This is a genomic window from Streptomyces sp. NPDC059003, assembly GCF_042740445.1.
Taxonomy (GTDB): domain Bacteria; phylum Actinomycetota; class Actinomycetes; order Streptomycetales; family Streptomycetaceae; genus Streptomyces.
On the sequence record NZ_JBHYJH010000145.1, the window covers coordinates 1 to 24,095 of the forward strand.

Sequence of the window (24,095 nt, forward strand, 5' to 3'; positions counted from 1 at the left end):
GCCCGTGTTGTCATTTCCAACCATTCAGACCCCCCGCGGGGGTTGTCGGTGGCGGTGGGGCCTCGCGCCCCCCGGGGGGGGGGGGTGGGGGTGGGAGAGAGGGGCTCAGTCGGAGTAGGCCTCGCGGAGGCGGGGGTAGGACTGCGGCGGGGCGCCGACCGCGTCCAGGCCCAGGAGCGCCGCGCCCAGGACCGGGCGCTCGCTGACCACGCGCGGCACCGCCTTCGGCGCCCGCTCCGCGAGCCGCACGCGGATGCCGTCGTCCAGCTGACGGTGCCGCGCGGCAAGGACCCCGCCCCCCAGAAGGACCGGCACCTCCTCCTCCAGCAGGGCCAGGCGGCCCAGGGCCACCACGGACATCGCCACGACCTCGTCGGCCATCCGGTCCACAAGGGCGCGCGCGACCTCGTCGCCCTCCGCCGCGGTGGCGAACAGGACCGGGGTCAGTTCGAGTTGGCGCGCAGCCGGAACGTGTCCGAGGTGCAGCGCCTCGATGAGGGCGTACATGGACGCAAGGCCGAAGTGCGCGGGCAGGGCGTGCATCAGGGCGGTCGGGCCGCCCCGGCCGTCCTCCGCGCGGGCCGCGTGCCACAGGGCCTCCTGGGCGAGCCCGCCACCCCCGCCCCAGTCACCGGAGATCTTGCCGATGGCGGGGAAGCGGGCGGTGCGCCCGTCGGGCAGCATGCCCGCGCAGTTGATGCCCGCACCGCACACGACGGCGACGCCCCGCGGCTCGGCGTCGTCGAGCAGCCCCGCCCGCAGCACCGCGAACGTGTCGTTGCGCACCTCGACACTGGTGCCGAAGGCCCGCCGGCGCAGCGCCTGCGCCAACTCCCGCTCCTCGACAGGCAGGTCGGCGTTGGCGAGGCAGGCCGAGACGTGCGAGACGCAGATGCGGCCCGCCTCGGCGAGCGCGCGGCCCACCACCTCCGCCAGGACGTCCACCGCCGCGTCGACGCCCACCTTCGGCGGCTGGAACCCGCCGCCGCGGGCCGCGCCGACGACCTCCCCGGCGGCCGTGACCACCGCGACGTCGGTCTTGCTGTTGCCCGCGTCGATCGCGAGCACGGTGGCTCCCGCCGTACTCAGGCCCACGCCAGGTGCTCCCGGTTGTGCGCGACGAGCTGGTCCGTGAGCCGCTCCGCGTACTCGAACTGGCCGATCAGCGGGTGGGCGAGGAGCGCCTTGAAGACGCGGTCGCGGCCGCCGTGCAGGGCGGCGTCGAGCGCCAGGTCCTCGTACGCCGTCACGTTCGCGATCAGGCCGGAGAAGAGCGGGTTGAGGGCCGGGACCGCCAGCGGGGTCGCGCCCTGCCGGTCCACCGACGCCTGCACCTCGATCACCGCGTCGTCGGGCAGGAACGGCAGCGTGCCGTTGTTGTGGGTGTTCACCACCTGGTACGGGCTGCCGCCGCCACCGAGGAGGGACGCGGCGAGGTCGACCGCCGCCTCCGAGTAGAACGCGCCGCCGCGCTTGGCGAGGAGCTCCGGCTTCTCGTCCAGGGCCGGGTCGCCGTACATCTCCAGCAACTGCCGCTCCATCGCCGCGACTTCCGCCGCGCGGGACGGCTTGGTGGCGAGCTCCCGCACCACCTCGTCGTGCTGGTAGTAGTAGCGCAGGTAGTAGGAGGGCACCACGCCGAGGCGGTCCACGATCGCCTGCGGCATGTGCAGGTCGGCGGCGATGGCCTCGCCGTGCTCGGCGAGCAGCTTGGGCAGGACGTTCTCGCCGTCGGGTCCGCCGAGGCGGGCGCCCAGCTCCCAGGTGAGGTGGTTCAGGCCCACGTGGTCCAGGTGCACCCGCGCCGGGTCCACGCCCAGGTGCGCGGCGAACTTGCGCTGGAAGCCGATGGCCACGTTGCACAGGCCGACGGCCTTGTGCCCGGCCTGGAGCAGGGCGCGCGTGACGATGCCGACGGGGTTGGTGAAGTCGATGATCCAGGCGTTCGGGTTGGTGCGGCGCACGCGCTCGGCGATGTCCAGGACGACCGGGACGGTGCGGAGGGCCTTCGCGAGGCCGCCCGCTCCCGTCGTCTCCTGGCCGACGCAGCCGCACTCCAGCGGCCAGGTCTCGTCCTGCTGGCGCGCGGCCTGTCCGCCGACGCGCAGCTGGAGCAGGACCGCGTCGGCGTCGGCGACGCCCGCGTCCACGTCGGACGTGGTGACGACTCGGCCGGGGTGGCCCTGCTTGGCGAAGATGCGGCGCGCGAGGCCGCCGACGAGCTCCAGTCGGTCCGTCGCCGGGTCCACGAGGACGAGTTCCTCGATCGGCAGGGTGTCCCTCAACCGTGCGAAGCCGTCGATGAGTTCGGGTGTGTAGGTCGAGCCTCCGCCGACCACTGCGAGCTTCATTGCGTTCTCAGCCCTTTACTCCGGTGAGGGTGACGCCTTCGACGAAGGCCTTCTGTGCGAAGAAGAAGATGACGATGACCGGAGCCATGACCAGGAGCGTCGCCGCCATGGTCATGTTCCAGTTGACCATCTGGGCGCTCTTGAAGGACTCAAGGCCGTAGCTCAGCGTCCAGGAGCCCGGGTCCTGCGCCGCGTAGATCTGCGGGCCGAAGTAGTCGTTCCAGCAGTAGAAGAACTGGAAGAGCGCGATGGCCGCGATGCCCGGCTTGGCCATCGGCACGATGATCGTGAGCAGCGTCCTGAACTCCCCGCAGCCGTCGACGCGCGCCGACTCGATGTACTCCTTGGGGATGGTGAGCAGGAACTGCCGAAGCAGGAAGATCGAGTACGCGTCGCCGAACGCCATCGGGATGATCAGCGGCCACAGCGTGCCCGACAGGTGGAACTGCTGCGCCCACACCAGGTACATCGGGATCACGATGACCTGCGGCGGCAGCATCATCGTCGAGATGACGAGCAGCATCGCGGTGCGCCGGCCCCGGAAGCGGAACTTGGCGAGCGCGTACGCCACGGGGATCGCCGAGCACACCGTGAACAGGGTGCCGAGTCCCGCGTACATCAGGGAGTTGCGCCACCAGGTGAGGAAGCCCTCGGTCTCGAAGACGGTCCGGTAGTTCTCCCAGTGCCAGGACGACGGCCACAGGTCGCCGCTCATCGCCTGCGAGTCGCTCATCACGGACGTCAGGAAGACGAAGACGAACGGCAGGACGAACAGGAGCGCCACGGCGAGGGCGACGCTGTGCACGGCTATCCAGTGCAGGACGCGCTTGCGGCGGGCGCGGGCCGCGGCCGGGCTGCGCCGCCCGGCGGGGGTGGCGGCCTGCGGGGACGTGGGTGCGCTGAGTGTCGTGGAAGTCATGGTGGGATCAGTCCTCCGCCGAGAGCAGGCCCGAGCGCTTGCGCATGAGCAGCAGGGTCGCGGCCATGGCGATGGCGAAGAGCACGAGCGAGAGCACGCACGCCGCACCGGTGTTGAAGTTCTGGAAGCCCATCGAGTAGACGAGCTGCGGGACTGTGAGGGTCGAGTGGTCGGGGTAGCCGGGCTGGACCACCGAGCCGGGTCCGATGGAGACACCGGAGGCGACCTTCCCCGCGACCAGGGCCTGCGTGTAGTACTGCATGGTCTGTACGACACCCGTGACCACGGCGAACATCACGATCGGCGTGATCGAGGGCCAGGTGACGTACCGGAACTTCGCCCAGGCGCCCGCGCCGTCGAGCTCCGCCGCCTCGTACTGCTCCTTGGGCACGTCGAGCAGCGCCGCCATGAAGATCACCATCAGGTCGCCGATGCCCCACAGGGACAGCATCACGAGCGACGGTTTGGCCCAGGTCGGGTCGTTGAACCAGGTCGGCGCGTCGATGCCGACCTTGGCCAGGATCTCGTTGACCGGTCCCGAGCCCGGGTTCAGGAGGAAGACGAAGGCGACGGTGGCCGCCACCGGCGGGGCGAGGTAGGGGAGGTAGAAGGCGGTGCGGAAGAACCCGACCCCGCTCTTCAGCTTCGTCACGAGCAGCCCGAGCGAGAGCCCGAAGAGCACGCGCAGGGCCACCATCACCACGACCAGCCACAGCGTGTTCCACAGGGCCGGGCCGAACAGCGGCATCTGCTCGAACACGTACCGCCAGTTCCTGAGGCCCACGAACGTGGGCTCCTTGATCTGGTTGTAGTGCATGAACGAGAAGTAGACGGTGGCGATCAGCGGGTACGCGAAGAAGACGCTGAAGCCGATCAGCCAGGGGGAGAGAAAGCCGAGCGTGCGCAGTCTGCGGCGCGCCGGGGGCGAGAGTGTTGCCATGGCAGGGCCCTCCTCAGTTCTCTGCCTGGAGGTTGTCGGCGTCGATCTGGTCGTCGAGCTTCGTCAGGCCCTTGCGCAGGTCCTTCACCCGGCCCGCCTCGACGGAGTACGAGAAGTCCTGCAGCGACACCACGTACGCGCCGCCGTTGGTGGAGGGCGGCAGCGCCTGGCTGTGCTGGTTCTCCAGGATCTTGAAGAACGTGCGGAACCTCGGGTCGGCGTCCAGCTTCGGGGACTTCAGGGCCGCGTAGGTGGACGGCACGTTGTGGATGGCGTTGGCGAACTTCACGACCTGGTTCGTGTCGGCCGTCAGGAAGCGCACCAGCTCCCAGGCCGCGTTCTGGTGCTTGCTGCTGTGCGCGATGCCCGCGACGGTGCCGGTGACGAAGCCCCGGCCGTAGGTGTCCGCCCGGTCGTCGGGCACCGGCAGCGGCGCGACGCCCCAGTCGAACTTCGCCTTCGCCGCGTCCAGCATCAGGCCGCGCCACTCGCCGTCCAGATGCATGGCCAGCTTCCCGGTGAGGAAGGCGTTCTGGCTGGACATCTCGTCGCCGAACGTGGAGCGGAACTTCTCCAGGTCGTCGAAGCCGCCCTGCGCCTTCACCAGCGCGTCGGTCGTCTTGAAGTAGTCGTACGCCGCGGGCTCCTTCGCGAGCCGCGACTTGTGCTCCGCGTCGAAGTAGCGCGGGCCCCACTGCGCGAAGAGACGGTCCGGACTGTTCTGGTACAGGCGGAAGTTGGGCATGAAGCCGACCCGCTTGTACGAGTCCTTGCCGCTGCGCACGGTCAGCTTCTTCGCGGCCCGCTGGAACTCCGACATGGTGCGCGGCGGGCGCGTGATGCCCGCCTCCGCGAAGGCGTCCTTGTTGTAGTACATGCCGAACGCGTCCGCGAGCAGCGGCAGGGCGCACTGGCTGCCCTGGTAGCTCGTGTAGTCGAGCAGCGTCTGGGGGAACGTCTTCTTCTTGTCGAGCCCGGTCTTCTTCATGAACGGGTCGAGGTTGACCCACATGCCGGAGTCGCAGTACTGGCCGACGTTGTTGGTGGTGAACGACGACACCACGTCGGGCGCCTCGCCGCCGCCGGCCCTGAGGGCCTGGTTGATGGTGGCGTCGGTGACGTTGCCGACCGACTTGACCTTGATGTTCGGGTGCTGTTCCTCGAAGCGGTCGATGCTGTCGTTGATCGCCTTCACTTCGCCGGGCGCCGACCAGCCGTGCCAGAACTTCAGCGTCACGGGCTTGGTCGGATCGTCGTCGGCGCTGCCGGTGCTCGGGTTGGCACAGCCGGCCAAGAGCAGTCCGGCCGCGGCGAGCGCGGCGGGCACGCTGCTGCGTATACGCCATCGCGGCATGGCGGACTTCCTTTGCGGGAGGGGGCGTCAGGAGGGGTGCGGGAGTGCGGAGGTACGGGGGTGCGGTGCGGGGGGTGCGGTGCGGTGCGGCCCGGATCGGTCGGGCCGGGGGCCGGGGGGCTGGCGGCGGGGAACTCAGGCCGTGTCGAAGAGGGTGTCGCGCGCCTGGTTGAGGGCGGTGCGCAGGGCGCCGGTGAGGATCGGGTCGCTGTCGAGGTCGCTGATGCGCAGGAGCGGGCGCGGCAGTGCGAGGCCCGTCATCTCCTCCTCGACGCGCAGGCGCAGCTCCTCGCCGCCCGCCTGGGCCACCTGCCCGGACAGGACGACGAGTTCGGGGTCGACGACGGCGACCACCGCCGCGAGCCCGGTGGCGACGCGCCGGGCCACCTCGGCGCACAGGCCGTCGTCGGCGAGTGCTTCGGTGAGGGTCTTGGTGCCGCCCGCGAGGTCGCGTACGACGGGTGCCGCGACCAGGCTCTGGAAGCCGCCGCCGCCCCCGTAGGGGCCGATCGTCGCCCGCTCGTCGCCGCCGCGCACCAGCGGGGCGCCCGGCAGCGGCATGTAGCCGATCTCGCCCGCGCCGCCGGTCGCGCCGCGCAGCAGGACCCCGCCGAGCACGATCGCCGCGCCCACGCCCTCGTCGAGCCAGGCGAGCACGAAGTCGTCGTTGTCCTGCGCCGCGCCCTCGTACTGCTCGGCGATCGCGGCGAGGTTCACGTCGTTCTCGATGGTGACCGGGGTGCCGAGGACCTCGGCGAGCTCGGCGCGCAGGGTGCGGGAGTGCCAGCCGGGCAGGTGCGGGGCGTAGCGGAGGCGGCCGTCGTGCGGGTCGATGGCGCCGGGCGTGCCGATGACGGTGGCGCGCAGGTCGTCGTGGCCGAGCCCGGCCTGGCGCAGGGCGCCGTCGACGGCCTCGGTGACGAGCTGGGCGGTGCGGTGGCGCACGTCCTCGGCGACTGGTTCGTCGGAGTAGGCCTCGATGCGGGACCGGCCCACCTCGCGTCCGGTGATGTCGGCGACCAGGGCGCTGATGCCGGTCGGGTCGGCGGACAGGGCGGCGACGTGGCCGACGGACGGGTCGATCTCGTACAGGAGGGCGTTCGGTCCGGGGCGGCCGCTCTGCCTGCCGGTGGTGCGGACGAGGCCCGCGCTCTCCAGGCGGCTGAGCAGCTGCGACGTCGTCGGCTTGGACAGGCCCGTGAGCTCCCCGATGCGGGTGCGGGTGAGAGGGCCGTGGGCGGCGAGCAGGTCGAGCGCGGCGCGGTCGTTCATGGCGCGGAGCACGCGGGGCGTGCCCGGCACGCCGGGCGACCCGTTGGATGGGGTGGTTCCGGCCATCGCTGACGACACCTGCCCTTCGGCGGCCCGCCTCCCTCACGTCACTGTTAGGAAGGCTTCCTATTGGATGCGAGGAACGTAAGCCCCCGTGAAGGACCCGTCAATAGCGGGCGCCGTCGCGGCTACCAACTCGTTACCTGCCGGGGGGCTCGCGCGGTGCGGATACGCGAGCGGGGGCGCCCGGAACGGTCCGGGCGCCCCCACGGGCGTAGCAAACGGTGTCTGAAAACAGACCGGGAGTTACGGGGAGACGGTGGGCGAGGCCCGCGCTACTTGGAGAGATTCGGCGGCGGCGCTATCGGCGAGGCCGCCTGCGACTGCGGGGACGTCGCCGACGCGTACGCGGACGGCGCCGCCATGCCCGCCGTCGGATCGGGCGCGGGCGCCTCCTCCGGCTGCTGCAGCGGCAGGCCGCCCACGATGCGGATGCCCTCCGCGTCGAACGCCTGCTTGATCCGCCAGCGCAGCTCCCGCTCCACGCCGAGGGACTTGCCCGGCATCGTCTTGGCCGAGACCCGCACCACCATCTGGTCGAGCAGCACGCTGTCCAGGCCGAGCACCTCCACCGGACCCCACAGCCGCTCGTTCCACGGCTCGTCCTTGCCCATCCGCTCGCCGACCTCGCCGAGCACCCGCTTGACCTTGTCCAGGTCCTCGTCGGGGCGCACCGTCACGTCGACACCGGCCGTCGACCAGCCCTGCGAGAGGTTGCCGATGCGCTTGACCTCGCCGTTGCGCACGTACCAGATCTCGCCGTCGTCGCCGCGCAGCTTCGTGACGCGCAGGCCCACCTCGATGACCTCGCCGGAGGCCACCCCGGCGTCGATGGAGTCACCGACCCCGTACTGGTCCTCCAGGATCATGAAGACGCCGGAGAGGAAGTCCGTGACCAGGTTGCGCGCGCCGAAGCCGATCGCCACACCCGCGACACCCGCGGACGCAAGCAGCGGCGCGAGATTGATCTCGAACGTGCCGAGGATCATGAGCGCGGCCGTGCCGAGGATCAGGAACGACGCCACCGAGCGCAGCACGGACCCGATGGCCTGCGACCGCTGCCGCCGCCGCTCCACATTGACCAGGAGCCCGCCGAGCGCGGTGCCGTCCACGGCCTGGGCCGTGCGGTTCATGCGCTCTATCAGCTTGGTGATGGCGCGCCGCACGATCACCCGCAGGACCATCGCGATCACGACGATCAGCAGGATGCGCAGACCGATCGCCAGCCACGTCGACCAGTTCTCCTCCACCCAGCTCGCCGCGTTCGTCGCGCTCTCGTGCGCGTCGTCGAGCGTGACGGGCTTCGGCTTCTGTGTCGGGTCCGGGTCCGTTCCGGCGGCCGAAAGGACGGACAGGAACACGGCGGGTACCTCCAGGCATAGCGGCCTGCCCAGAAGATGCACCGGGCAGACCCACCACACTAACGGGGCATTGTGTGGGGATCGTTGTCATGTTCGACGGAGGGCGAGTGATCACCCGGTGACCAGCGGGTGCTCGCCCGTGCGGAAACGTGCCACCAGCGGGCTGTGGTCGAAAACACTTCAAGGCCGTTACCGGCACATGGTGGCGCTACGACCAGGCATGAGGGGAAACTGGACCACAGATCGTCCCGGCGCGAGCCACGCGCCGCCGGCGTACAAGGAGGCATCCGTGCCGCATGTCCTGGTCCTCAACGCGTCGTACGAGCCCCTCGGCGTCGTACCGCTCCGCCGCGCGCTCGTCCTCGTCCTGGAGAACAAGGCACTCTGCCTCGAGGAGTCCGGCGCCTTCATGCACAGCGCGACCCGCACCGTCCCCGCTCCCAGCGTGGTCCGGCTCAAGCGGTTCGTGCGGGTCCCTTACCGGGGGCCCGTTCCTCTGACCCGCCGTGCCCTGTTCGCCCGAGACGGCGGCCGGTGCATGTACTGCGGTGGCGTCGCAACCAGCGTCGACCACGTCATTCCACGCAGTCGCGGGGGCCAGCACGTCTGGGACAACGTGGTGGCGTCCTGCCGCCGCTGCAACCACGTGAAGGCCGACCGGCACCTCCTCGAGCTCGGCTGGCGCCTGCGCCACAAGCCCGCCCCACCGACGGGTCTGGCCTGGCGCATCATCGGCACCGGGCATAGGGACCCGCGCTGGCTGCCGTACCTGCAGCCGTTCGGCGCGGACGACGCGATGGCCCGGATCGACGGCATCTCCGCCTAGGGGATGGATTCGGGCCTTTGTTGTACGCGGGCGAGCGGGGCCAGTGCACAGGGTCCCGCTCACGGGTGCGGTGGCCGGGCGCCGTCCTCGACATCTTCGGTCTCTGATCAGTCTCTGATCAGTCTCTGACGGCGTAGGCCTCCACCGACCACAGCGAGTACCCGAACCGCGTCGCCCGCCGCTCGCCCCGCACCCGCACGAAGCGGGTGCCGGGCGCGTCCATGCGCACGGACTCGACGCCGCCCCGGCCGTCGCGGACCGCGGCCGCCGTGCGCCACGTCCTGCCGTCGGCCGACGTCTGGATCCGGTACGCGGCGGCGTACGCGTCCTGCCAGCGCAGCACCACCCGCCCCAGGCGCACCGGCTCGGCGAGCTCGAGCTGCCACCAGGCGCCGTCCTTGGCCGGTGACGACCAGCGGGTCGTGGCGTCGCCGTCGACCGCCGCCGACGCGGGGAAGTCCGCCGTCTCGTCGCCCGACGACGACGCCGCCGCGCCGCGCGCCAGGTCCGGGCCGCCCGTGCGCGGAAAGGCCCGCACCACCACCGTCCGCGTCTCGCCCGCGAACGCGACCGGGATCTCGTACGTCCCCGCGCGGGCCCCGCGGGCCACGGTCACGTCGAGCGGCACGTCGACCCGCGTGCCGCGCGGCAGCGTCGTCCGCCGCGGCCCCCGCACCGCGACGCCCCGGGGTGCCTTCGCGGTGAGCTCTCCCTGGACGTCGCCGGGGCGCCGGGAAAGGAGTCGCACCGTCACCCGCTGCGGGCCACCGCCGATCTCCGCGTCCGCCTCCGCGCGGGCGAGCGCGAGGTGGGCGGCGGGCTCGTCGGCGTACCAGGGCACGAGGTGCCGCACCTTCCGGCCACCTCCGTCACGTCCGTCGCCCCCGTCACGTCCGTCGCTCCCATCACGTCCGTCGCTTCCGTCGCCGGGGAGGGCCACCCGGACGGCGTCGGCGCGCAGGCCCTCCGGCGGCCGTGCCTCGGTGAATCCGGACGGGTCGAGCACGGCGACGCGCCGCCACCCCGCACCCGGCACCCGCGCCTCGACGCCACCCCGGGTGCCCGGGTCCGTCAGGGCGGTCACGGCGGCCAGCGGCCGGGCCCGCCGCCACACGGCCCGCGCCCCCTCGGCAGCCGCCCCGCGCCCCAGGCCCGCCCATTCCTCGTACGCGTCCTCGGCGCGCGCGAGGAACGGGTCGAGGACCCCCTGGCCGACCGTCACCGGGCTCGCCCTGAGCGCGCCGCGCGCCGCCCGCAGGGCCCGCGCCGACCGCCACGCGGCGGCCCCGTCGCCGCGCGCGGCCGCGGTCAGCAGGTCGACGGCGACCGTGCCCGCCGTGCCGTAGCGCCCCAACTGCTCGGTCCAGGGCCGGACTTCGGCCGCGAGCTCGCTCCGGGACAGGTGGGCCGGGGCGTCGCGCATCGCGCCGAAGGCGGTACGCAGTTCGCGGGCGGCCGCCTCGACGCGGGCGGGGTCGCCCGTCGTGCGCGCCGTCCACAAGGCCCGCAGCAGCGGACGCAGATACGCCGACTCGTCGGCGCCGAGCACGGACGAGGCGTCGTTCCCGGCGAGCGCCCGCAGCGCGCCGCGCGCCCGCTCGTCGCCGCCCGCCAGGTCGTCGATCGCCGCGAGCCACGACGCGTGCGGGCGGTAACCGCGGGGGTTCCAGGCGTAGTCGGCCGCCGTGAACAGCGGGATGCGGGACGCGGCGGGCTGTTCCATCGCGTTGCCGAGCAGCGCGGCCGAGCCCTGCGCGACGGCCGGCTCGCGGCCGGTGTACGGGCCGAGGAAGATCCGGTCCCGCGCGAAGTCGTTCACCGGATAGTTGTCCATCGTGACCAGCGGCTGCGCCCCGAACGCCCGCCGCGCGCCCGCCAGTTCACGGCCCGTGATGGTCCGCGGCACGACGCCGACGCCCGTCCACGCCACCTGCACCCGTCCGCCGAGGCGCCGCGCCAGGGCGCCGCGGTACGCGGTCGAACCGTCCTGGAAGTACTCCGTCGGCATCAGGGACAGCGGCCGCGCCCCCGGGTGCCGGGCGGCGAGGTGCCGGGAGAGGGCGTTCGCGACCCGCGCCTGCGCCGCGGCCGCCGCCCGGGGCCCCGAGCCGAAGGCGTCCGCGTCCTCGTCGCAGTGCCACTCGCTGTAACTCACGTCCTGGAACTGCACCTGGAAGGCGCGGAAGCCGAGCGCCCACATCGCGTCGACCTTGCGCGCGAGGTCGTTCAGGTCCCGCTCGGACGACAGGCACATCGCCTGGCCGGGGGCCACCGCCCAGGCCAGGGTCACGTGGTTGCGGGCCGCGCGCCGCGCGAGGGCGCGGAACTCGGCGCGCTGCGCCGCGGGGTAGGGCTCCCGCCAACGGGCCTGCCGGTAGAGGTCGTCGCCCGGCGCGTACAGGTACTGGTTCTGCTTGGTCCGCCCCATGAAGTCCAGCTGCGCGAGCCGCTGCCGCCGCGTCCAGGGGGTCCCGTAGAACCCCTCGGTCAACCCCCTGACCGCGGTCACGGGCCAGTCCCGAACCCGAACGCCGGGGATGGCGCGGCGCTCTACGTCCATCAACTGCCTGAGCGTCTGCACGGCATGGAAGACCCCGTCCGGTCCGACGCCGTCGATGGCCACTGTGTCCTGGCCCGAGGCCCGGCCGACGGCGAGGCGGTAGCCGCCCGCCGGCAGGTCCCCGCGCGGGGCCGCGCCCAGGGCGCGCAGGGCCTGCTCGGCGCCCGCGCCCGCGACCCGCACGACGAGCCGCCCGCCCGGCGGCAACGGCGCCCCGTCCCGCACGACGGCGATCTCCCCCGCCCCGGCCCGCCGAAGCAGCCCGCGCAGCTCGCCGACGGCGTACGGGTCGGGGGCGCCCGTCCCCCGCCCGACGACGAGGACGACGGCCCCACCGACACTGACGCCGCGCCCCGGGCCGGTCGGCTCGATGGCTTGGGGGCGGGGCCAGATGGTGGGTTGGGGGGTGGGTTGGGGGGTGAGCCGCGGGGTGTCTGGGGTGGCGGGGTGGGGGCTTCTGGGGGTGGGCTGTGGGGCGTCGGGTCGTCGGGCGGCGGGCCGTGGGGTGAGCCGAGGGGTGTCTGGGGTGGTGGCTTGAGGGCCTTTTGGGGCGGTTGGGGCGACTGGGGCGAGTGGGGTGCCTGGGGCGGCCAAGGTGCCCGGGGCGGTGCCGAGGGTGCCTGCGATGACGGCTGCCGCGATGGCGGCTGCGCCGCCGCCTCTCCTGCGCCGCAGCTGCACGGCCCCCTCCTTCGTCACTGTCGCCACTCGTGCGGTCACGCACAGCTCCGACCCCACCACTAGCGCCCACCGAGTGTCAACGCCGGGCCTTGCCGCCTCCCTCCACCCACCCGCCCCCGCACACGGCTGGGGCTGGGGCTGCGGTCACAGGGAAGGGTGGGCGGGTGGGGAGGGGCGCCCCCGGACGCGTGGGGAGGTGAAGGTGCCCGCGCCGGAGAGACCCAGGTCACGTTCCCCACCCGTTTACGTCTGCCGCCCCACGCAGTGGGTAGACCTGCGGCACCGGCACGCGTACCCGCGAAAAAGGAGCGTCCCATGCCCGTCTCGGCGCATGTTCTACTGTCCGGCCTGTCCGAACAGGTCTCGCACCCCGACTCCGGCCTCGACGGCTCCTGCTCCTGCGGCTGCCTGGAACCACCCCTGACGAGTGAGCCCCCGCTCGCCGCCGCGGCCCCCCTGACGAGCGAACCGCCCCTCACGGACGCCGCGCCGCTGACCAGCGAGCCGACGTCGACGGGAACGGCCGCGGGCGTGGACTCCGCGGGATTCTAGGTGTCCCTGGCCAGGCTCGCCGCCCTGTACGGCGTGGCCACCTCCTACTCCCCGTCTCCGGGCCGCACGGTCCAGGCCTCGGACACGGCGGTCGTCGCCGCCCTCGCGGCCCTGGACGTGGACGCCCGTACCCCGGATGCGGTACGGAACGCGGTGGCGGCCCGCGAACGGGCGTTACGGGAGCGGCTGTTGCCGCCGACCCTGGTCCTCTGGGAAGGGGCACGGGCAGGAGAAGAGGACGGGGGAGAGGGAGCGGCAGGTCAGGGACTCGGCGACGTACACGACGTACAACGACTGCCCCCCGGCACCCGCCTCCGCCTCCGCACCGAACAAGGCGACACCCACGAGTGGCGCACCCCCCACCCGCCCCCCACCTCCTTCCCCCTGGGCGCCCACCGCCTGCGCGCCACCACCCCGGACGGCACCCGCGCCGACGCGCACCTCATCGTCGCGCCGCGCCGGGCCCCCGGACCGGAAGCGCGGGAGTACGGATTCCTCGTCCAGCTGTACTCGCTGCTGAGCCGCCACTCCTGGGGCATGGGCGACCTCGGGGACCTCGCGGAGCTCGCGTCGTGGGCGGGGCGCGCGGCGGGGGCGGGCTTCGTCCAGGTGAACCCGCTGCACGCGGCGGTGCCCGCGCCGCCGGGCGGGTCCGGCGACCCCTCCCCGTACCGGCCGTCGTCGCGCCGCTTCCCGGACCCCGTGCACGTACACGTGGAAAGCGTCCCGGAGTTCGCGCACCTGCGCGGGGCCGCACGGGAGCGGGCGGGCGAGCTGATTGAGCGCGGCGCGCGCCTGCGCCGGGCCGTGCTCGACGAAGGGGAGCTGATCGACCGTGACGCGGTGTGGAAGGCCAAGTCCGCGGCCCTGGAGCTGATCGCTCAGGTGCCGCTCGGCCCGGGCCGGTGCGCCGCGTACAGCGACTTCCTCGCCGAGCGCGGCGAGGCCCTGGAGGACCACGCGACGTGGAGCGCCCTCGCCGAGCGGCACGGCGTCGACTGGCGCGCCTGGCCCGCGCCGCTGCGGGACCCCGCGAGCCCGCAGACCGCCCGCGCCCGCACCGAGTTGATGGACCGCGTCGACTTCCACGAGCGCCTCGCGTGGTACGCGGACGAGCAGCTGGCCGCGGCCCAGCGCGCCGCGCGGGACGCGGGCATGGGCATCGGCCTCATCCACGACCTGGCCGTCGGCGTGCACCCGGACGGCGCCGACGCCTGGGCGCAGGCCCGGTACTTCGCCACCGGCATGGCGGCGGGCGCGCCGCCGGACGCGTTCAACGCGCTCGGCCAGGACTGGGGCCTGCCGCCGTGGCGCCCGGACCGGCTCGCCGAGTCCGGCTACGCGCCGTTCCGCGAACTGCTGCGCGCGACGCTGCGGCACGCGGGCGCCGTACGGATCGACCACGTCATGGGCCTGTTCCGGCTGTGGTGGGTGCCGCGGGGCCGCGAGCCCGCCGACGGGACGTACGTGCGCTACGACGCCGACGCGATGCTCGCCGTCCTCGTCCTGGAGGCGCACCGCGCGGGCGCCCTCGTCATCGGCGAGGACCTGGGCACCGTCGAGCCCGGCGTGCGCGACGCGCTGCGGGAGCGGGGGGTGCTCGGCACGTCCGTGCTGTGGTTCGAGCGGGACTGGGAGGGCGTGGGCGACGACGGAACGGCAGGTGCGGGGACGGGCCTTCCGCTGCCGCCGGGGGCGTGGCGCGCGGACTGCCTCGCGACCGCCACCACCCACGACCTGCCGTCCACGGCGGCCCGCGTCACCGGCGCGCACGTCGAGCTCCGCCACGACCTGGGCCTGCTCACCCGCCCGCTGGCCGCCGAGCGCGCCGGGGCCGCGGCCGACGTGCGCGAGTGGCTGGCCCTGATCTCCCGGCTCGGGCTGCTGCCGGGCGGCGCCGGGCACGAGGAGGAAGAGGTGCGGGCCGTGCACCGCTTCCTGCTCGCCACCCCGGCCCGCCTGGTCGGCGTCTGGCTGCCGGACACGGTCGGCGACCGGCGCCCGCAGAATCTGCCGGGCACGTGGGACGAGTACCCGAACTGGCGCCTTCCGGTCGCGGACGCCGCGGGGCGCCCCGTCACTCTGGAGGAGCTGGCGGCGGCACCGCGGCTGCACGCGCTGCTCGATGTCTTCCAGGGCTTCCGTGCCCACTGAGGGGTGCCTTCTGGCCTTCTGAGGGGCTCGCGTGCCCTCTGATGGCACCCCGGGCGCGCGGCCCGGGAAGCCGTTCGCTACGTTGGCACCGTGGACAAGAAGAACGCCCTGCGCGCCGGTGCCCTGGCTGCCGGTACGACGCTGATGATGCTGCTCATGTCGTCCCCCGCGCTCGCGCTCACCCGCGACGACGGCGACGACCCGGGCCCCAAGCTGAGCGTGGTCGAGACGCTGGGCTTGTATGTCGCGGCACCGATCGTCCTCTTCCTGGTGATCGCGGGCCTCGTGATGGTCGGTGACAAGTCCCGCAAGCAGCAGAAGCAGGGCTGACCCACCCGCTCCTTCTCTGACCGAGGGCGCCCTTCGGCGACGTACTCCCTGACGGGGTACGCCGCCGAAGGGCGCCCTCGGCGTGCGTAGGGGCCTCCTGAGCGCCCGCGTGAGCGTCTGTGCGAGCGCCTGTGAGCGCCTGTGTCAGGTGCTCTGCGTGCCCGCGAGCAACCTCCGCAGCAGCCCGACCAGTTGGTACGTCTCGGCCTTGTCGAGGCCCGAGGCCGTGAGCGCCACGTGCTGCGCGTCGAGCCCGGCCGACACGGCCCGGTCGACGAGCTCGCGCCCTTCGTCGGTGAGCGTCACCTGGAGCCCGCGCCGGTCGTGCGGATCGGGCGAGCGGCGGAGCAGCCCCGCCCGCTCCAGCTTGTCGAGCCGCCCCGTCATGCCGCCGGTCGTCAGCATCAGCGTCGAGGAGAGCTGACGCGGCGAGAGCGTATAGGGCTCGCCGGAGCGGCGCAGCGTGGCGATGACGTCGAACTCGCCGCGTGTGATGCCGAGTTGGCGGTACACCTTCTCCGTGCGCTCGCCCATGGCCTGGGCGACGCGGTAGACGCGGCCGAAGAGTTCCATGGGTGTGGTCTCCAGGTCGGGCCGCACCGCGGCCCACTGGTCGATGATCGCGTCGACGCCGTCGCGGTCGGCGGCGGCCGCGAGGGCTTCCTTGGCGCTGCTGTCTGTGGCGTGCTGCATGTTCGCAGTATCCACCGGAGGAAGAAAGCTCGCAAGAAAGTTACTCATCTTCAAGTTACTCGCCGCCAAGTCGCTTGCCTCCAAGTTGCCCGCCCCCAAATCACTCGCCCCCAAGTTACTCGCCGCCAAGTTGCTTCTTCATGAGTGGGTTGACACTAAGTAGCTTAGTGCTAAGTTACTTCCTGTCCAGGCACTGCACAGGTGCCGCCCAGGCACCGCCCGCTCGGAGGAACCCGTCATGGCCGCCATGAACCGCGCCACCGCGATCCTGCTCACCGCCTACGCCCCCGTCGTCTGGGGCTCGACCTACGCGATCACGACGGAGTTCCTGCCGCCGGACCGCCCGCTGTTCACGGGCTTCATGCGGGCGTTCCCCGCGGGCCTGCTCCTGCTGGTCCTGGCGAGACGCCTGCCGAAGGGGGAGTGGTGGTGGAAGGCCGCCGTCCTGGGGGCCCTGAACATCGGCGCCTTCTTCCCGCTCCTCTTCCTCTCCGCGTACCGCCTGCCCGGCGGGATGGCGGCGGTGGTCGGCTCGGTGGGCCCGCTGTTCGTGGCCGGGCTCTCCGCCCTGCTCCTGAGTGACCGCCCCAGTGTCCGGACGATCCTGGCGGGCGTGGCGGCCGCGCTCGGCGTGAGCCTCGTGGTGATGAAGGCGGCGGGCTCGCTGGACGCGGTGGGTCTGTTGGCGGCGGTGGCGTCGACGGCGTCGATGTCCACGGGAACGGTGCTCACGAAGCGGTGGGGCCGCCCCGAGGGTGTGGGCCCGCTGGCCCTGACGTCCTGGCAGCTGACGATCGGCGGCCTTCTGATCGCCCCGGTGGCCCTGCTGGTCGAGGGCGCGCCGCCCGCCCTGGACGGCCAGAACATCGCGGGCTACGTCTACCTGTCCCTCGCCGGCACGGCACTCGCGTACTGGCTCTGGTTCCGCGGCATCGGCCGCCTGCGCGCCACGCAGGTCAGCCTCCTCGGCCCGCTCTCGCCGCTGACCGCGGCGGTCATCGGCTGGGCGGCGCTCGGCCAGTCCCTGACGCCGCTCCAGGTGGCGGGGATGGCGGTGGCCTTCGGGGCGACGGTGTTCGGGCAGCTGGCGGCGGGCAAGGTGCAGCGCACCGGGCCCGCGACGGAGCAGACGGAGTCGGCGCAGACGGAGCCGGCGCAGACCCCGGCCGCAGCCCCGACCTCGAAATAGTTCAGCTCAGCTTCAAAGAACAAGCGGAAAGTTTCGATGGACGTGATGGATGAGCCGCTGCGACGGTAGTCGCGACAACGATCACGAAGCCCCCGTCATGCGACGCATGGCGGGGGCGAAGGGTAGGCGATACCAGTGGCGAGCGTCCTGGACCGGAGCACCACCGTCCGTACCGAGCGAAGGGCCCAGGCCGCCCGAGGGGGCGGCCTGGGCCTCGGCCTGTCCCTCGCGGCGCTCGCGACGGCCGTCTGGTCCGGAAGCTTCGTCACGTCCCGCGCGCTCGCGGACTCCGTACCGCCCGTCCAGCACGCGTTCTGGCGCTGGGTCATCGCGATCGCGGCGGTGGCCCCGTTCGCGGCACGCGAGACCTGGCGCCAACGGGCGGTCCTGCGCCGCCACTTCACGTACCTGGTCGCGGCTTCCCTCCTCGGTGTGACCGTCTACAACACCCTGGTCAACCAGGCGGGCGTGACGACCACGGCCGGGAACATGGGCATGATCATGGCGGCGTCCCCGGTCCTGATGGCGGTGTACGAACGCCTCGGCGGCGCCCGCCTGGGGGCCCGCCGGGTGACGGGCATGCTGATCGCCTGCGCCGGGGTGCTCCTCCTGGTGAGCGGCGGCTCCCTGAGTCCGGACTTCGCGGCGGGCGACGTCTGGGTGATCGGCGGGGCGATCGCCTTCGCGTCGTACAGCGCACTGCTGCGCCGCAGGCCGCGGGAGATCGCCGCCCTCCCCTTCCTCTTCGCCACCTTCCTCCTCGGGGCGCTGATGCTGCTCCCGGTGTACGCGGTGAGCGTGACCGTCCAGGGCGGCTTCGAGCCGACACCGGGGACGGTCGGCCCGCTCCTCTACGTAGGGGTGGTGTCGTCGGCGATCGCCTTCTTCGCCTGGAACAAGGCGATCGCCCTGGTGGGCGCGGCACGGGCCGGGGTCGTCTACTACCTCCAGCCGGTGTGCGTGGCGCTGCTGTCGTACGTGGTGCTCGGGGAGGCGCTCGGCTGGACGCAGGTGCTGTGCATGGCGCTGATTCTCGGGGGAGTGCTGCTGGGCTCGGCGCCGACGAGGAAGTAGCGCCGTACCGCTACCGCACCTTGTCCTTGAGGGCGTACCCCCCGTCGATGACGGTCGCGTCGGCGGCGGGGGCCATGCACTTGCTGATCGGCTCGCCCTTCTTGCCCGGCCCGCTCAGCCCGACCCGCGCGGGCCCGCGCCCGTCCTCGGGCACGTAGAAGCTGGCCCCCATCCGGACGTGCGGGGGGAGCTCCTTGAGCCACGGGTGCCCCGGGCTCGTACGGAACAGCCTCCCGGTGACGGTCGCGGTGGGCCCACCGGTCGTCAGGCAGTCGACCTTGAAGTCCCCCCAGTACACCTTCGGCGGCTTACCGCCGGGCTGCCCGAAGCTGTGATAGATCCGGAAGGTCCCCGAACTCCGCGTCGGGTCCCACGGATTCTTCGCGGGGAAGACGGCCTTGGCATCGACACTGACCCGGACGTCGTCCTGCGGGACGGGGTAGTTCAGCCGCCCCTCACCCTTGAGGACGGAGGTGACGACGGCGGGCTTCCCCGGTGTGGCGGCACCAGTGTGATCGGGCGCGGCAACGGCGACGGGCGCCGCGACGGCGGCAATGATCGCGACAAGGGCAACGGCACGCAGAGAGTTCTTGACCCGCTTCCGCATGAGGGACTCCGTTCAGAAGGATCGACGAGGCGACTGACACCCCCAGATCCTCCCGACCACCCCCACGCGGAACGTCCTCCTCAGGTCCCGACCACCTCCCCCGTGCGACGGAGCCGGTAGGCCCAAACCGCCCACCCGAAATGCCAGAACGTTCCGAACTGGTCTATGCAGAAGGCCGATTGAGTGAGGTCATGTCGACTTCCGCAGTGCGCGAACATTCCTCCAACGTCGTTCCGCTTGACTCCATGGAATCTTGCGGAACATTGCGGCACCGCGGATTGCCTCCTCCCACGACATCGGGGAATCGGACCGCAGTACCTTCTCGGGGTCGACTGTCGATCGAACTTCGAAGAAGTACTCGTCTGAACGCCCGACACGTCCGTCCCTCTCCCATGCCGCAGGCAGAATGCGAATCTCTGCTCTGTCTGCCAAGGGGTGCCGGGACGCGGTGACCGCAGGCAGGCCGTCTTCCCCACAGGCCAGGACTTCTTCCTCAGGCTCCGCCTCGCCCTGCAGGAACACCGACCAGACATGCCCGTAGTCGCACTGCATGTCCCACCACGCACCCATCGCGCCCTCCTGTAGAAGAGATGCATCTTGTTGTTAAGGCCGCGCCCTCCGCAACCCGCCGAGATCACCGCCAAGCCCGACGACGGCGACGAACCGCCGCTCTGCGCGGCCCCCGTCCGCTGACGTTGCCGTCAACTGCTGACGTCAAGAGCCCCGAGGCCCCGCCGGATTCAAGCATTCCCGGCGGGGCCTCTGGTTCGGTCAAACTGACAACTCCTGCTGTGCCTCGGAATACGAATTGCCCGGGGCAAGCTCGGACATCTTCCTGAAGAAGCTCATTCCAGCCGCTTTGACGGCTTCCAGAAGATCCGCCGACGAAGCATTTGCCCTCTTGACTTCTTTGCCGATCTTGGCGGTCACCAAGACGCGAGCCCCGGTGACCTGAAAAGAGAGCTTGATCGGCTGGTCCGGGAAATACGTCTCCGCGTAACCCGACGACTGTACTTTCGTCACCATCTCGGCGATATAGCACCAGAGTTGGTCGACGTAGTCCCACTCTTCAGTGCCGATGATTTCCAATCCATCAACGGACAGTCGAATGGCGCCTTCAATGTAGTCGAGGTCGGGCGGTGGGGTTCGACAGGCTTCCACCTGCACGAACCCACCGTCCACACCCTTCAGGAACGTCTCAATCTCAACCACGTCACAGGCCCTTCGGTTATGGAGATTCCGGATAGAACTGGCCCACTCGACCGCTGTTCATGCCGAGCACATAATCGACGCCGTTAACGTTGCCGCGAATCTGATACATTCCCTGACCGCCTCGCTGAGCGAGCGTATCGCGGTTCTGCCGCATGACTTGCCCGATAGCGCCTTGGATGTCATCAACGCTCATGCTCGAATCAAAAAAGGACTGCGTCTTCTTTGCCGAGCCATCCCAATACTTCGGGTGATGACGAGTGAGGATGTACTCCATTCCCTTCTTGTCCAGCAAGAAGGGCTGATTCCCGAACTGGAACCGCTGATTGCTCCAGCCCCGGAGAGCGGGAAGGCACCCTCCACTGTTATGAACCAGAACCGGCGTCCGCCCAGCGAGCACATAGTACGTATGGATGCCCTCGACCGTGAGGTTGTACGTCCGCGCATGCTTCGTGAAGCCGTGGTTCTTGGTCACGATGACGGTGTCGCCGCTGTCGGTCCGGAGCGTCATGCCCGGTTCGAGGGCCTTGGCCTCGACCCAGCGGCGCTCGGACGGTGACCCCTCGATGTCCTTGGTCTTGCCGTCCGCCATGAGGACGTCGGTGCCGGCCCGGAAGCATTTGCAGTCGGGCGAGACCTTGCGCCTCGGTGCTTTGTCGGATTTCTTCCAGGCCTTCTTCCCCAGCTTGGCCAGCTTCTTGCCGAGCTTCACTCCCTTGAGTGCGGGAATTTCCATGAGCGTGTTGCCGCACGCGGCACTCTTGTCGGGCTTCTTCAGGCACTTCCGGATGGATTCAAAATCCGGCAGGAGGACATCCTTGGCGAGGGACTCGACCGCGTTGCCGATGAAGTTCAAGCTGTCGTCCGGGCCGCGGTACGGCACCTGCTTCCGGATGCACGTGCCTCCCGAGATCGGCAGGCAGCTGGGAGTGCTGGTGGATCCGGTACTCGTCGTGCTGGACGTGCCTCCCGGAAAGTCCGGGTACGTCGATCCCCAGGTGGCACCCGACGGGAAGTCGGGGGAGGCGTGACCGTCGATGAAGTCGGCCGCTCCTCCGTCACCGCAACTGCCACGCTTGCACTCGAAGCTGCCCAGGCCGGAAGGATCGGATGCGGTGACGGGGTTGTTCTCCGCGTAGCTGTAGCCGTTGAGACTGCCCGCCTTTTCGTCCTCCAGTAGTGGGTCCACGCTGATGAACTGGGCATTCGCAGGGTCGTATTCACGCGCGCCGACGTGCGTAAGACCGGTCCCCTTGTCCACCGGCTTGCCCAAGAACCCCTTGTCGTCCGGCCACTTCGGGGACTTCTCCCCGCGTGGCGACCCGAAGGGCGTCGTGTAGCGCTTGGTCACCGCGTACGTCGTCGCGTCCAGCGCGACGCTCGACGTGCCGTGGTGGTCCGCCGCCAGGAAGCTGAGGTCGGAGTCCGTGGTGCCGGCGGCGGCCGTGCGGACCGCGATGGTCTGGTCGTTGGCCGTGTAGTAGCGCGTGCCGGAGAGCTTCTTGCTGGTGCCCTTCGTCGTCAGGCGTACTTCCGTCGCGCCGAGGTAGAGGACCGTGTCGCCGTCGCCCTTGGCGCGGCGGATGAGGAGTTCCCCGTCGGCGTCGTACAGGTAGTTCGTCTCGGACGTGGACTCGGCGGTCTTGGCCAGTTTGCCCTCGGGGTTCCAGGCCAGGGTCTGCTGGGCCTTCGGCCCGGGGCGCTTCGTGGTGTTGCCCGTCTTGTCGTACTCGTACGTGGCCGCACGCGCGCCCGTCGTCTTGGCGAGCGGGTGCGGCTGGCCCGCAGCGGTGCCGTAGTCGTACGTCGTGGTCTCGTCGGCGCCCGACGACCTGTGCTGGGTCTCGGTCCTGCGCTGGCCCGCTTCGTTGTAGGTGTAGGAGGTCCAATAGGGGGCCGCGCCGTCGATGTTCGAGGCCTTGCGGCCCGTCGTGGCGCAGTCCGCCGTCTTCGGGGTCCAGGAATCCGTCAGGCGGCTGTAGCCGTCGTACGCGAAGCACTGGTGGTCGGGCTTCGTCGTGCCGCCCTGCGTGGTCGCGTCGAAGATCGAGGTGACGTTGCCCGCGTCGTCCTGCCTGAACTTCAGCTCCTGCGGCATGTAGCCGTGCACGTCATCGGTGACGTAGGAGCGGGTGAGGCGGCGGGTGCCCGCCTCGTAGTCGTAGTTGAGGTAGGCCTTCTTCTCCGTGCTGCCTCCGCTCATGCCGAGCGTGAGCTGGCGCAGGTCGCCCTGCGGGGAGAAGGCGGCGCCCTGGAGGTAGCCGGTGGTGCCGCGCAGCTTCAGCTGCTGGCCGGTGTCGTTGTACGTGTAGTCGACCGTCTCGGAGTCGAGCCCGGCGACGGCGGGCTGCGAGGCCTGGCTGACGGTGCCGTCGAAGCGGTAACCCGTGCTGAAGGCCAGCTTCTTGGGGACCCCCGCCTTCACCAGCGGGTCCTCGTCGGGCAGTGTCAGTTCGCTGCCCCTGACCTGGTACAGGCTGGTGTAATTGGTGACCTTCTGGGTGTACGCCTTGCCCGTCAGGCCGCCGTCGTAGCGCGTGGCCGTGTCCTGCTGTCCCTTGGCGAGGTCGTCGAAGGTCCAGGCCGCGAGCTTGTTGGTGTCCGTCTTCTCCGACTGCCACAAGCCGGTCCTGCGGTCGAGGTCGTCGTAGCCGTACAGCAGCTTCCGGTTCTCCACGTCCTTGGTGGAGAGCACCCGGTCGAGGCTGTCGTACGCCGTGGTCGTGACGCCCTTGTCCGGGTCGTCGGCGCTCACCTGGCGGCCGAACAAGTCATAGGCGTACGACCACTTGGCCTGGTCGGGGCCGGTGATCGTCTCCTGCTGTCCGCCGGGTGTGTAGGTGTAGCAAGGACCTTCGGCTTGCCCTGCGGCCGTCCGTTGACGAACAACTGGATCGTGTCGTTGCCCTTGTCCGCGTCGCCCTGCGTGTCGAAGACGCCGACGAGATGCGTCCACACCTTCAGCGGCGGATTATCCGCATCGGCCAGGGAACGGATGTAATCAGGACCGTTCTTGTCCTGGTCGGTGCGGTTGAACGCCCACGTCTTGGTCTTGGCCGAGCAGTAGAGCGTGAAGGCCGAGCCGTGCTCGCCCGGAGCGGACAGCACCACGCGGTTGGCCGAGGCATCCGTCAGACAGACCCACGCGGACACCGTGAACGAGTCGTGCGAGTTGACCGGAACCCCGTCCGTCGTGGCGGGCGCCGACCTGACCGGTGTCGTTGGCGGAGGTCCTCCCCGATCCCGGGCCGTCGTCGAACCGCCACCGCCCGGTCGTCCCGTCGGCACGGGGTGGCTGATGACTCTGCGTGGCCGTCCTGTCCGGGTGGCTGTCGAGATCGCGCCAACGTGTCGGGTGGGAAGCGGCGGCGCGTGCGCCCCGGCGGAAGCCATGGCCCGGGTATCGGTCTGGACCAGAACCGGCCAGCGGGTCTCCCGTGGGAGGCGATGGCGCTCGCTGAATGTGATCCTCCGCTGCGTTCCGGCGTCGGGTGGCGGGGTGCGCCGGAAATTCTCTGCGCGAGTGAGGCGTGACTTGAGGTGTTTCAGGCGATCTGCGCGTATTCACGCAGGGCGAGGGGCCGCCGTGGAAAGGATGGTGCGTACGTTGGCCCCATGACCGAGTGGGACATCAAGAAGCTGTTGATTCTGCGTGCGTTGAGTGAGCGGGGGACCGTGACGGCGGCGGCGCGGGGGCTGATGATGACTCCCTCTGCCGTGTCGCAGCAGTTGTCGAACCTCGCCAAGCAGGTGGGGGTGCCGTTGCTGGAGGCGCACGGGCGGCGGGTGCGGCTGACCGATGCGGCGCAGTTGTTGTTGCGGCACGCCGACGTGGTGTTCGCCCAACTGGAGCGGGCCGACGCCGAGTTGGCGGCGTATGTGCGGGGTGAGGTGGGGGTGGTGCGGGTGGGGGCGTTCTCCACCGCGGTGCCCGCGCTCGTCGTCCCCGCCGTACGGGCCCTG

The 24,095-nt window shown here is 71.1% G+C and carries 20 protein-coding genes; 7 read left to right on the plus strand and 13 right to left on the minus strand.

The window, feature by feature from the left end; all coding sequences use genetic code 11:
- Window positions 1–105: 105 nt before the first annotated feature.
- From ACFWZ5_RS35090 to ACFWZ5_RS35120, 7 genes are all read right to left on the minus strand, one after another.
- Window positions 106–1,095 carry an N-acetylglucosamine kinase gene (locus ACFWZ5_RS35090; protein ID WP_384804088.1) on the minus strand — a complete coding sequence of 330 codons (990 nt, stop codon included), beginning with the start codon at window positions 1,093–1,095 and terminating at the stop codon, window positions 106–108.
- The gene (locus ACFWZ5_RS35095; RefSeq protein ID WP_384804090.1) at window positions 1,086–2,351 is read right to left on the minus strand and encodes a 6-phospho-beta-glucosidase; all 1,266 of its coding nucleotides are present in this window, start codon (window positions 2,349–2,351) and stop codon (window positions 1,086–1,088) included. Before ACFWZ5_RS35095 ends, ACFWZ5_RS35090 begins: the two co-directional genes overlap by 10 nt.
- A gap of 7 nt (window positions 2,352–2,358) precedes the next feature.
- Entirely contained in the window at window positions 2,359–3,270 is a 912-nt protein-coding gene (locus tag ACFWZ5_RS35100; protein ID WP_384804092.1) for a carbohydrate ABC transporter permease, read from the minus strand.
- 7 nt (window positions 3,271–3,277) lie between these two features.
- The gene (locus ACFWZ5_RS35105) at window positions 3,278–4,210 is read right to left on the minus strand and encodes a carbohydrate ABC transporter permease (RefSeq protein ID WP_384804094.1); all 933 of its coding nucleotides are present in this window, start codon (window positions 4,208–4,210) and stop codon (window positions 3,278–3,280) included.
- A 13-nt stretch (window positions 4,211–4,223) separates the two neighbouring features.
- On the minus strand, window positions 4,224–5,564 hold the full coding sequence (locus ACFWZ5_RS35110) for an ABC transporter substrate-binding protein (protein WP_384804096.1): 1,341 nt from the start codon (window positions 5,562–5,564) through the stop codon (window positions 4,224–4,226).
- A 135-nt stretch (window positions 5,565–5,699) separates the two neighbouring features.
- Complete coding sequence (locus ACFWZ5_RS35115; protein ID WP_384804098.1) at window positions 5,700–6,902, minus strand: ROK family protein; 1,203 nt, start codon at window positions 6,900–6,902, stop codon at window positions 5,700–5,702.
- Between the two features lie 269 nt (window positions 6,903–7,171).
- Entirely contained in the window at window positions 7,172–8,257 is a 1,086-nt protein-coding gene (locus tag ACFWZ5_RS35120; protein WP_384804100.1) for a mechanosensitive ion channel family protein, read from the minus strand.
- Between the two features lie 289 nt (window positions 8,258–8,546).
- Here ACFWZ5_RS35120 and ACFWZ5_RS35125 point away from each other — a divergent pair, with 289 nt between their 5' ends.
- Complete coding sequence (locus ACFWZ5_RS35125) at window positions 8,547–9,083, plus strand: HNH endonuclease (protein ID WP_384804102.1); 537 nt, start codon at window positions 8,547–8,549, stop codon at window positions 9,081–9,083.
- Window positions 9,084–9,201: 118 nt separating this feature from the next.
- Here the strand turns inward: ACFWZ5_RS35125 and ACFWZ5_RS35130 are convergent, their stop codons facing one another.
- On the minus strand, window positions 9,202–12,324 hold the full coding sequence (locus ACFWZ5_RS35130) for a beta-N-acetylglucosaminidase domain-containing protein (protein WP_384891740.1): 3,123 nt from the start codon (window positions 12,322–12,324) through the stop codon (window positions 9,202–9,204).
- Window positions 12,325–12,639: 315 nt separating this feature from the next.
- Here ACFWZ5_RS35130 and ACFWZ5_RS35135 point away from each other — a divergent pair, with 315 nt between their 5' ends.
- From ACFWZ5_RS35135 to ACFWZ5_RS35145, 3 genes are all read left to right on the plus strand, one after another.
- Complete coding sequence (locus tag ACFWZ5_RS35135) at window positions 12,640–12,876, plus strand: hypothetical protein (RefSeq protein ID WP_384806545.1); 237 nt, start codon at window positions 12,640–12,642, stop codon at window positions 12,874–12,876.
- Window positions 12,877–15,030, plus strand: coding sequence for a 4-alpha-glucanotransferase (gene malQ, locus ACFWZ5_RS35140; protein WP_384806543.1), 2,154 nt, complete (start codon window positions 12,877–12,879; stop codon window positions 15,028–15,030).
- A 90-nt stretch (window positions 15,031–15,120) separates the two neighbouring features.
- Window positions 15,121–15,360 carry a hypothetical protein gene (locus ACFWZ5_RS35145; protein WP_384806541.1) on the plus strand — a complete coding sequence of 80 codons (240 nt, stop codon included), beginning with the start codon at window positions 15,121–15,123 and terminating at the stop codon, window positions 15,358–15,360.
- A 144-nt stretch (window positions 15,361–15,504) separates the two neighbouring features.
- Here ACFWZ5_RS35145 and ACFWZ5_RS35150 read toward each other — a convergent pair whose 3' ends face one another.
- On the minus strand, window positions 15,505–16,053 hold the full coding sequence (locus ACFWZ5_RS35150; RefSeq protein WP_384804415.1) for a MarR family winged helix-turn-helix transcriptional regulator: 549 nt from the start codon (window positions 16,051–16,053) through the stop codon (window positions 15,505–15,507).
- Between the two features lie 247 nt (window positions 16,054–16,300).
- On the opposite strand from ACFWZ5_RS35150, the gene ACFWZ5_RS35155 reads away from it, so the two are divergent.
- Together ACFWZ5_RS35155 and ACFWZ5_RS35160 are read left to right on the plus strand one after the other, a co-directional pair.
- The gene (locus tag ACFWZ5_RS35155; RefSeq protein ID WP_384804417.1) at window positions 16,301–17,242 is read left to right on the plus strand and encodes an EamA family transporter; all 942 of its coding nucleotides are present in this window, start codon (window positions 16,301–16,303) and stop codon (window positions 17,240–17,242) included.
- A gap of 135 nt (window positions 17,243–17,377) precedes the next feature.
- On the plus strand, window positions 17,378–18,316 hold the full coding sequence (locus tag ACFWZ5_RS35160) for a DMT family transporter (protein ID WP_384804414.1): 939 nt from the start codon (window positions 17,378–17,380) through the stop codon (window positions 18,314–18,316).
- Between the two features lie 10 nt (window positions 18,317–18,326).
- Here ACFWZ5_RS35160 and ACFWZ5_RS35165 read toward each other — a convergent pair whose 3' ends face one another.
- From ACFWZ5_RS35165 to ACFWZ5_RS35180, 4 genes are all read right to left on the minus strand, one after another.
- Entirely contained in the window at window positions 18,327–18,923 is a 597-nt protein-coding gene (locus ACFWZ5_RS35165; protein WP_384804412.1) for a hypothetical protein, read from the minus strand.
- Between the two features lie 771 nt (window positions 18,924–19,694).
- Window positions 19,695–20,135, minus strand: coding sequence for a hypothetical protein (locus tag ACFWZ5_RS35170; RefSeq protein WP_384804410.1), 441 nt, complete (start codon window positions 20,133–20,135; stop codon window positions 19,695–19,697).
- Window positions 20,136–20,151: 16 nt separating this feature from the next.
- Entirely contained in the window at window positions 20,152–22,902 is a 2,751-nt protein-coding gene (locus ACFWZ5_RS35175) for an RHS repeat-associated core domain-containing protein (protein WP_384804408.1), read from the minus strand.
- Window positions 22,884–23,285, minus strand: a complete 402-nt coding sequence (locus tag ACFWZ5_RS35180) for a LamG-like jellyroll fold domain-containing protein (RefSeq protein ID WP_384804406.1) — start codon at window positions 23,283–23,285, stop codon at window positions 22,884–22,886. Before ACFWZ5_RS35180 ends, ACFWZ5_RS35175 begins: the two co-directional genes overlap by 19 nt.
- Before the next feature lie 462 nt (window positions 23,286–23,747).
- Between ACFWZ5_RS35180 and ACFWZ5_RS35185 the strand changes: the two genes are divergently transcribed.
- The coding region (locus ACFWZ5_RS35185) for a LysR family transcriptional regulator (protein ID WP_384891738.1) at window positions 23,748–24,095 on the plus strand (348 nt) is incomplete at its 3' end.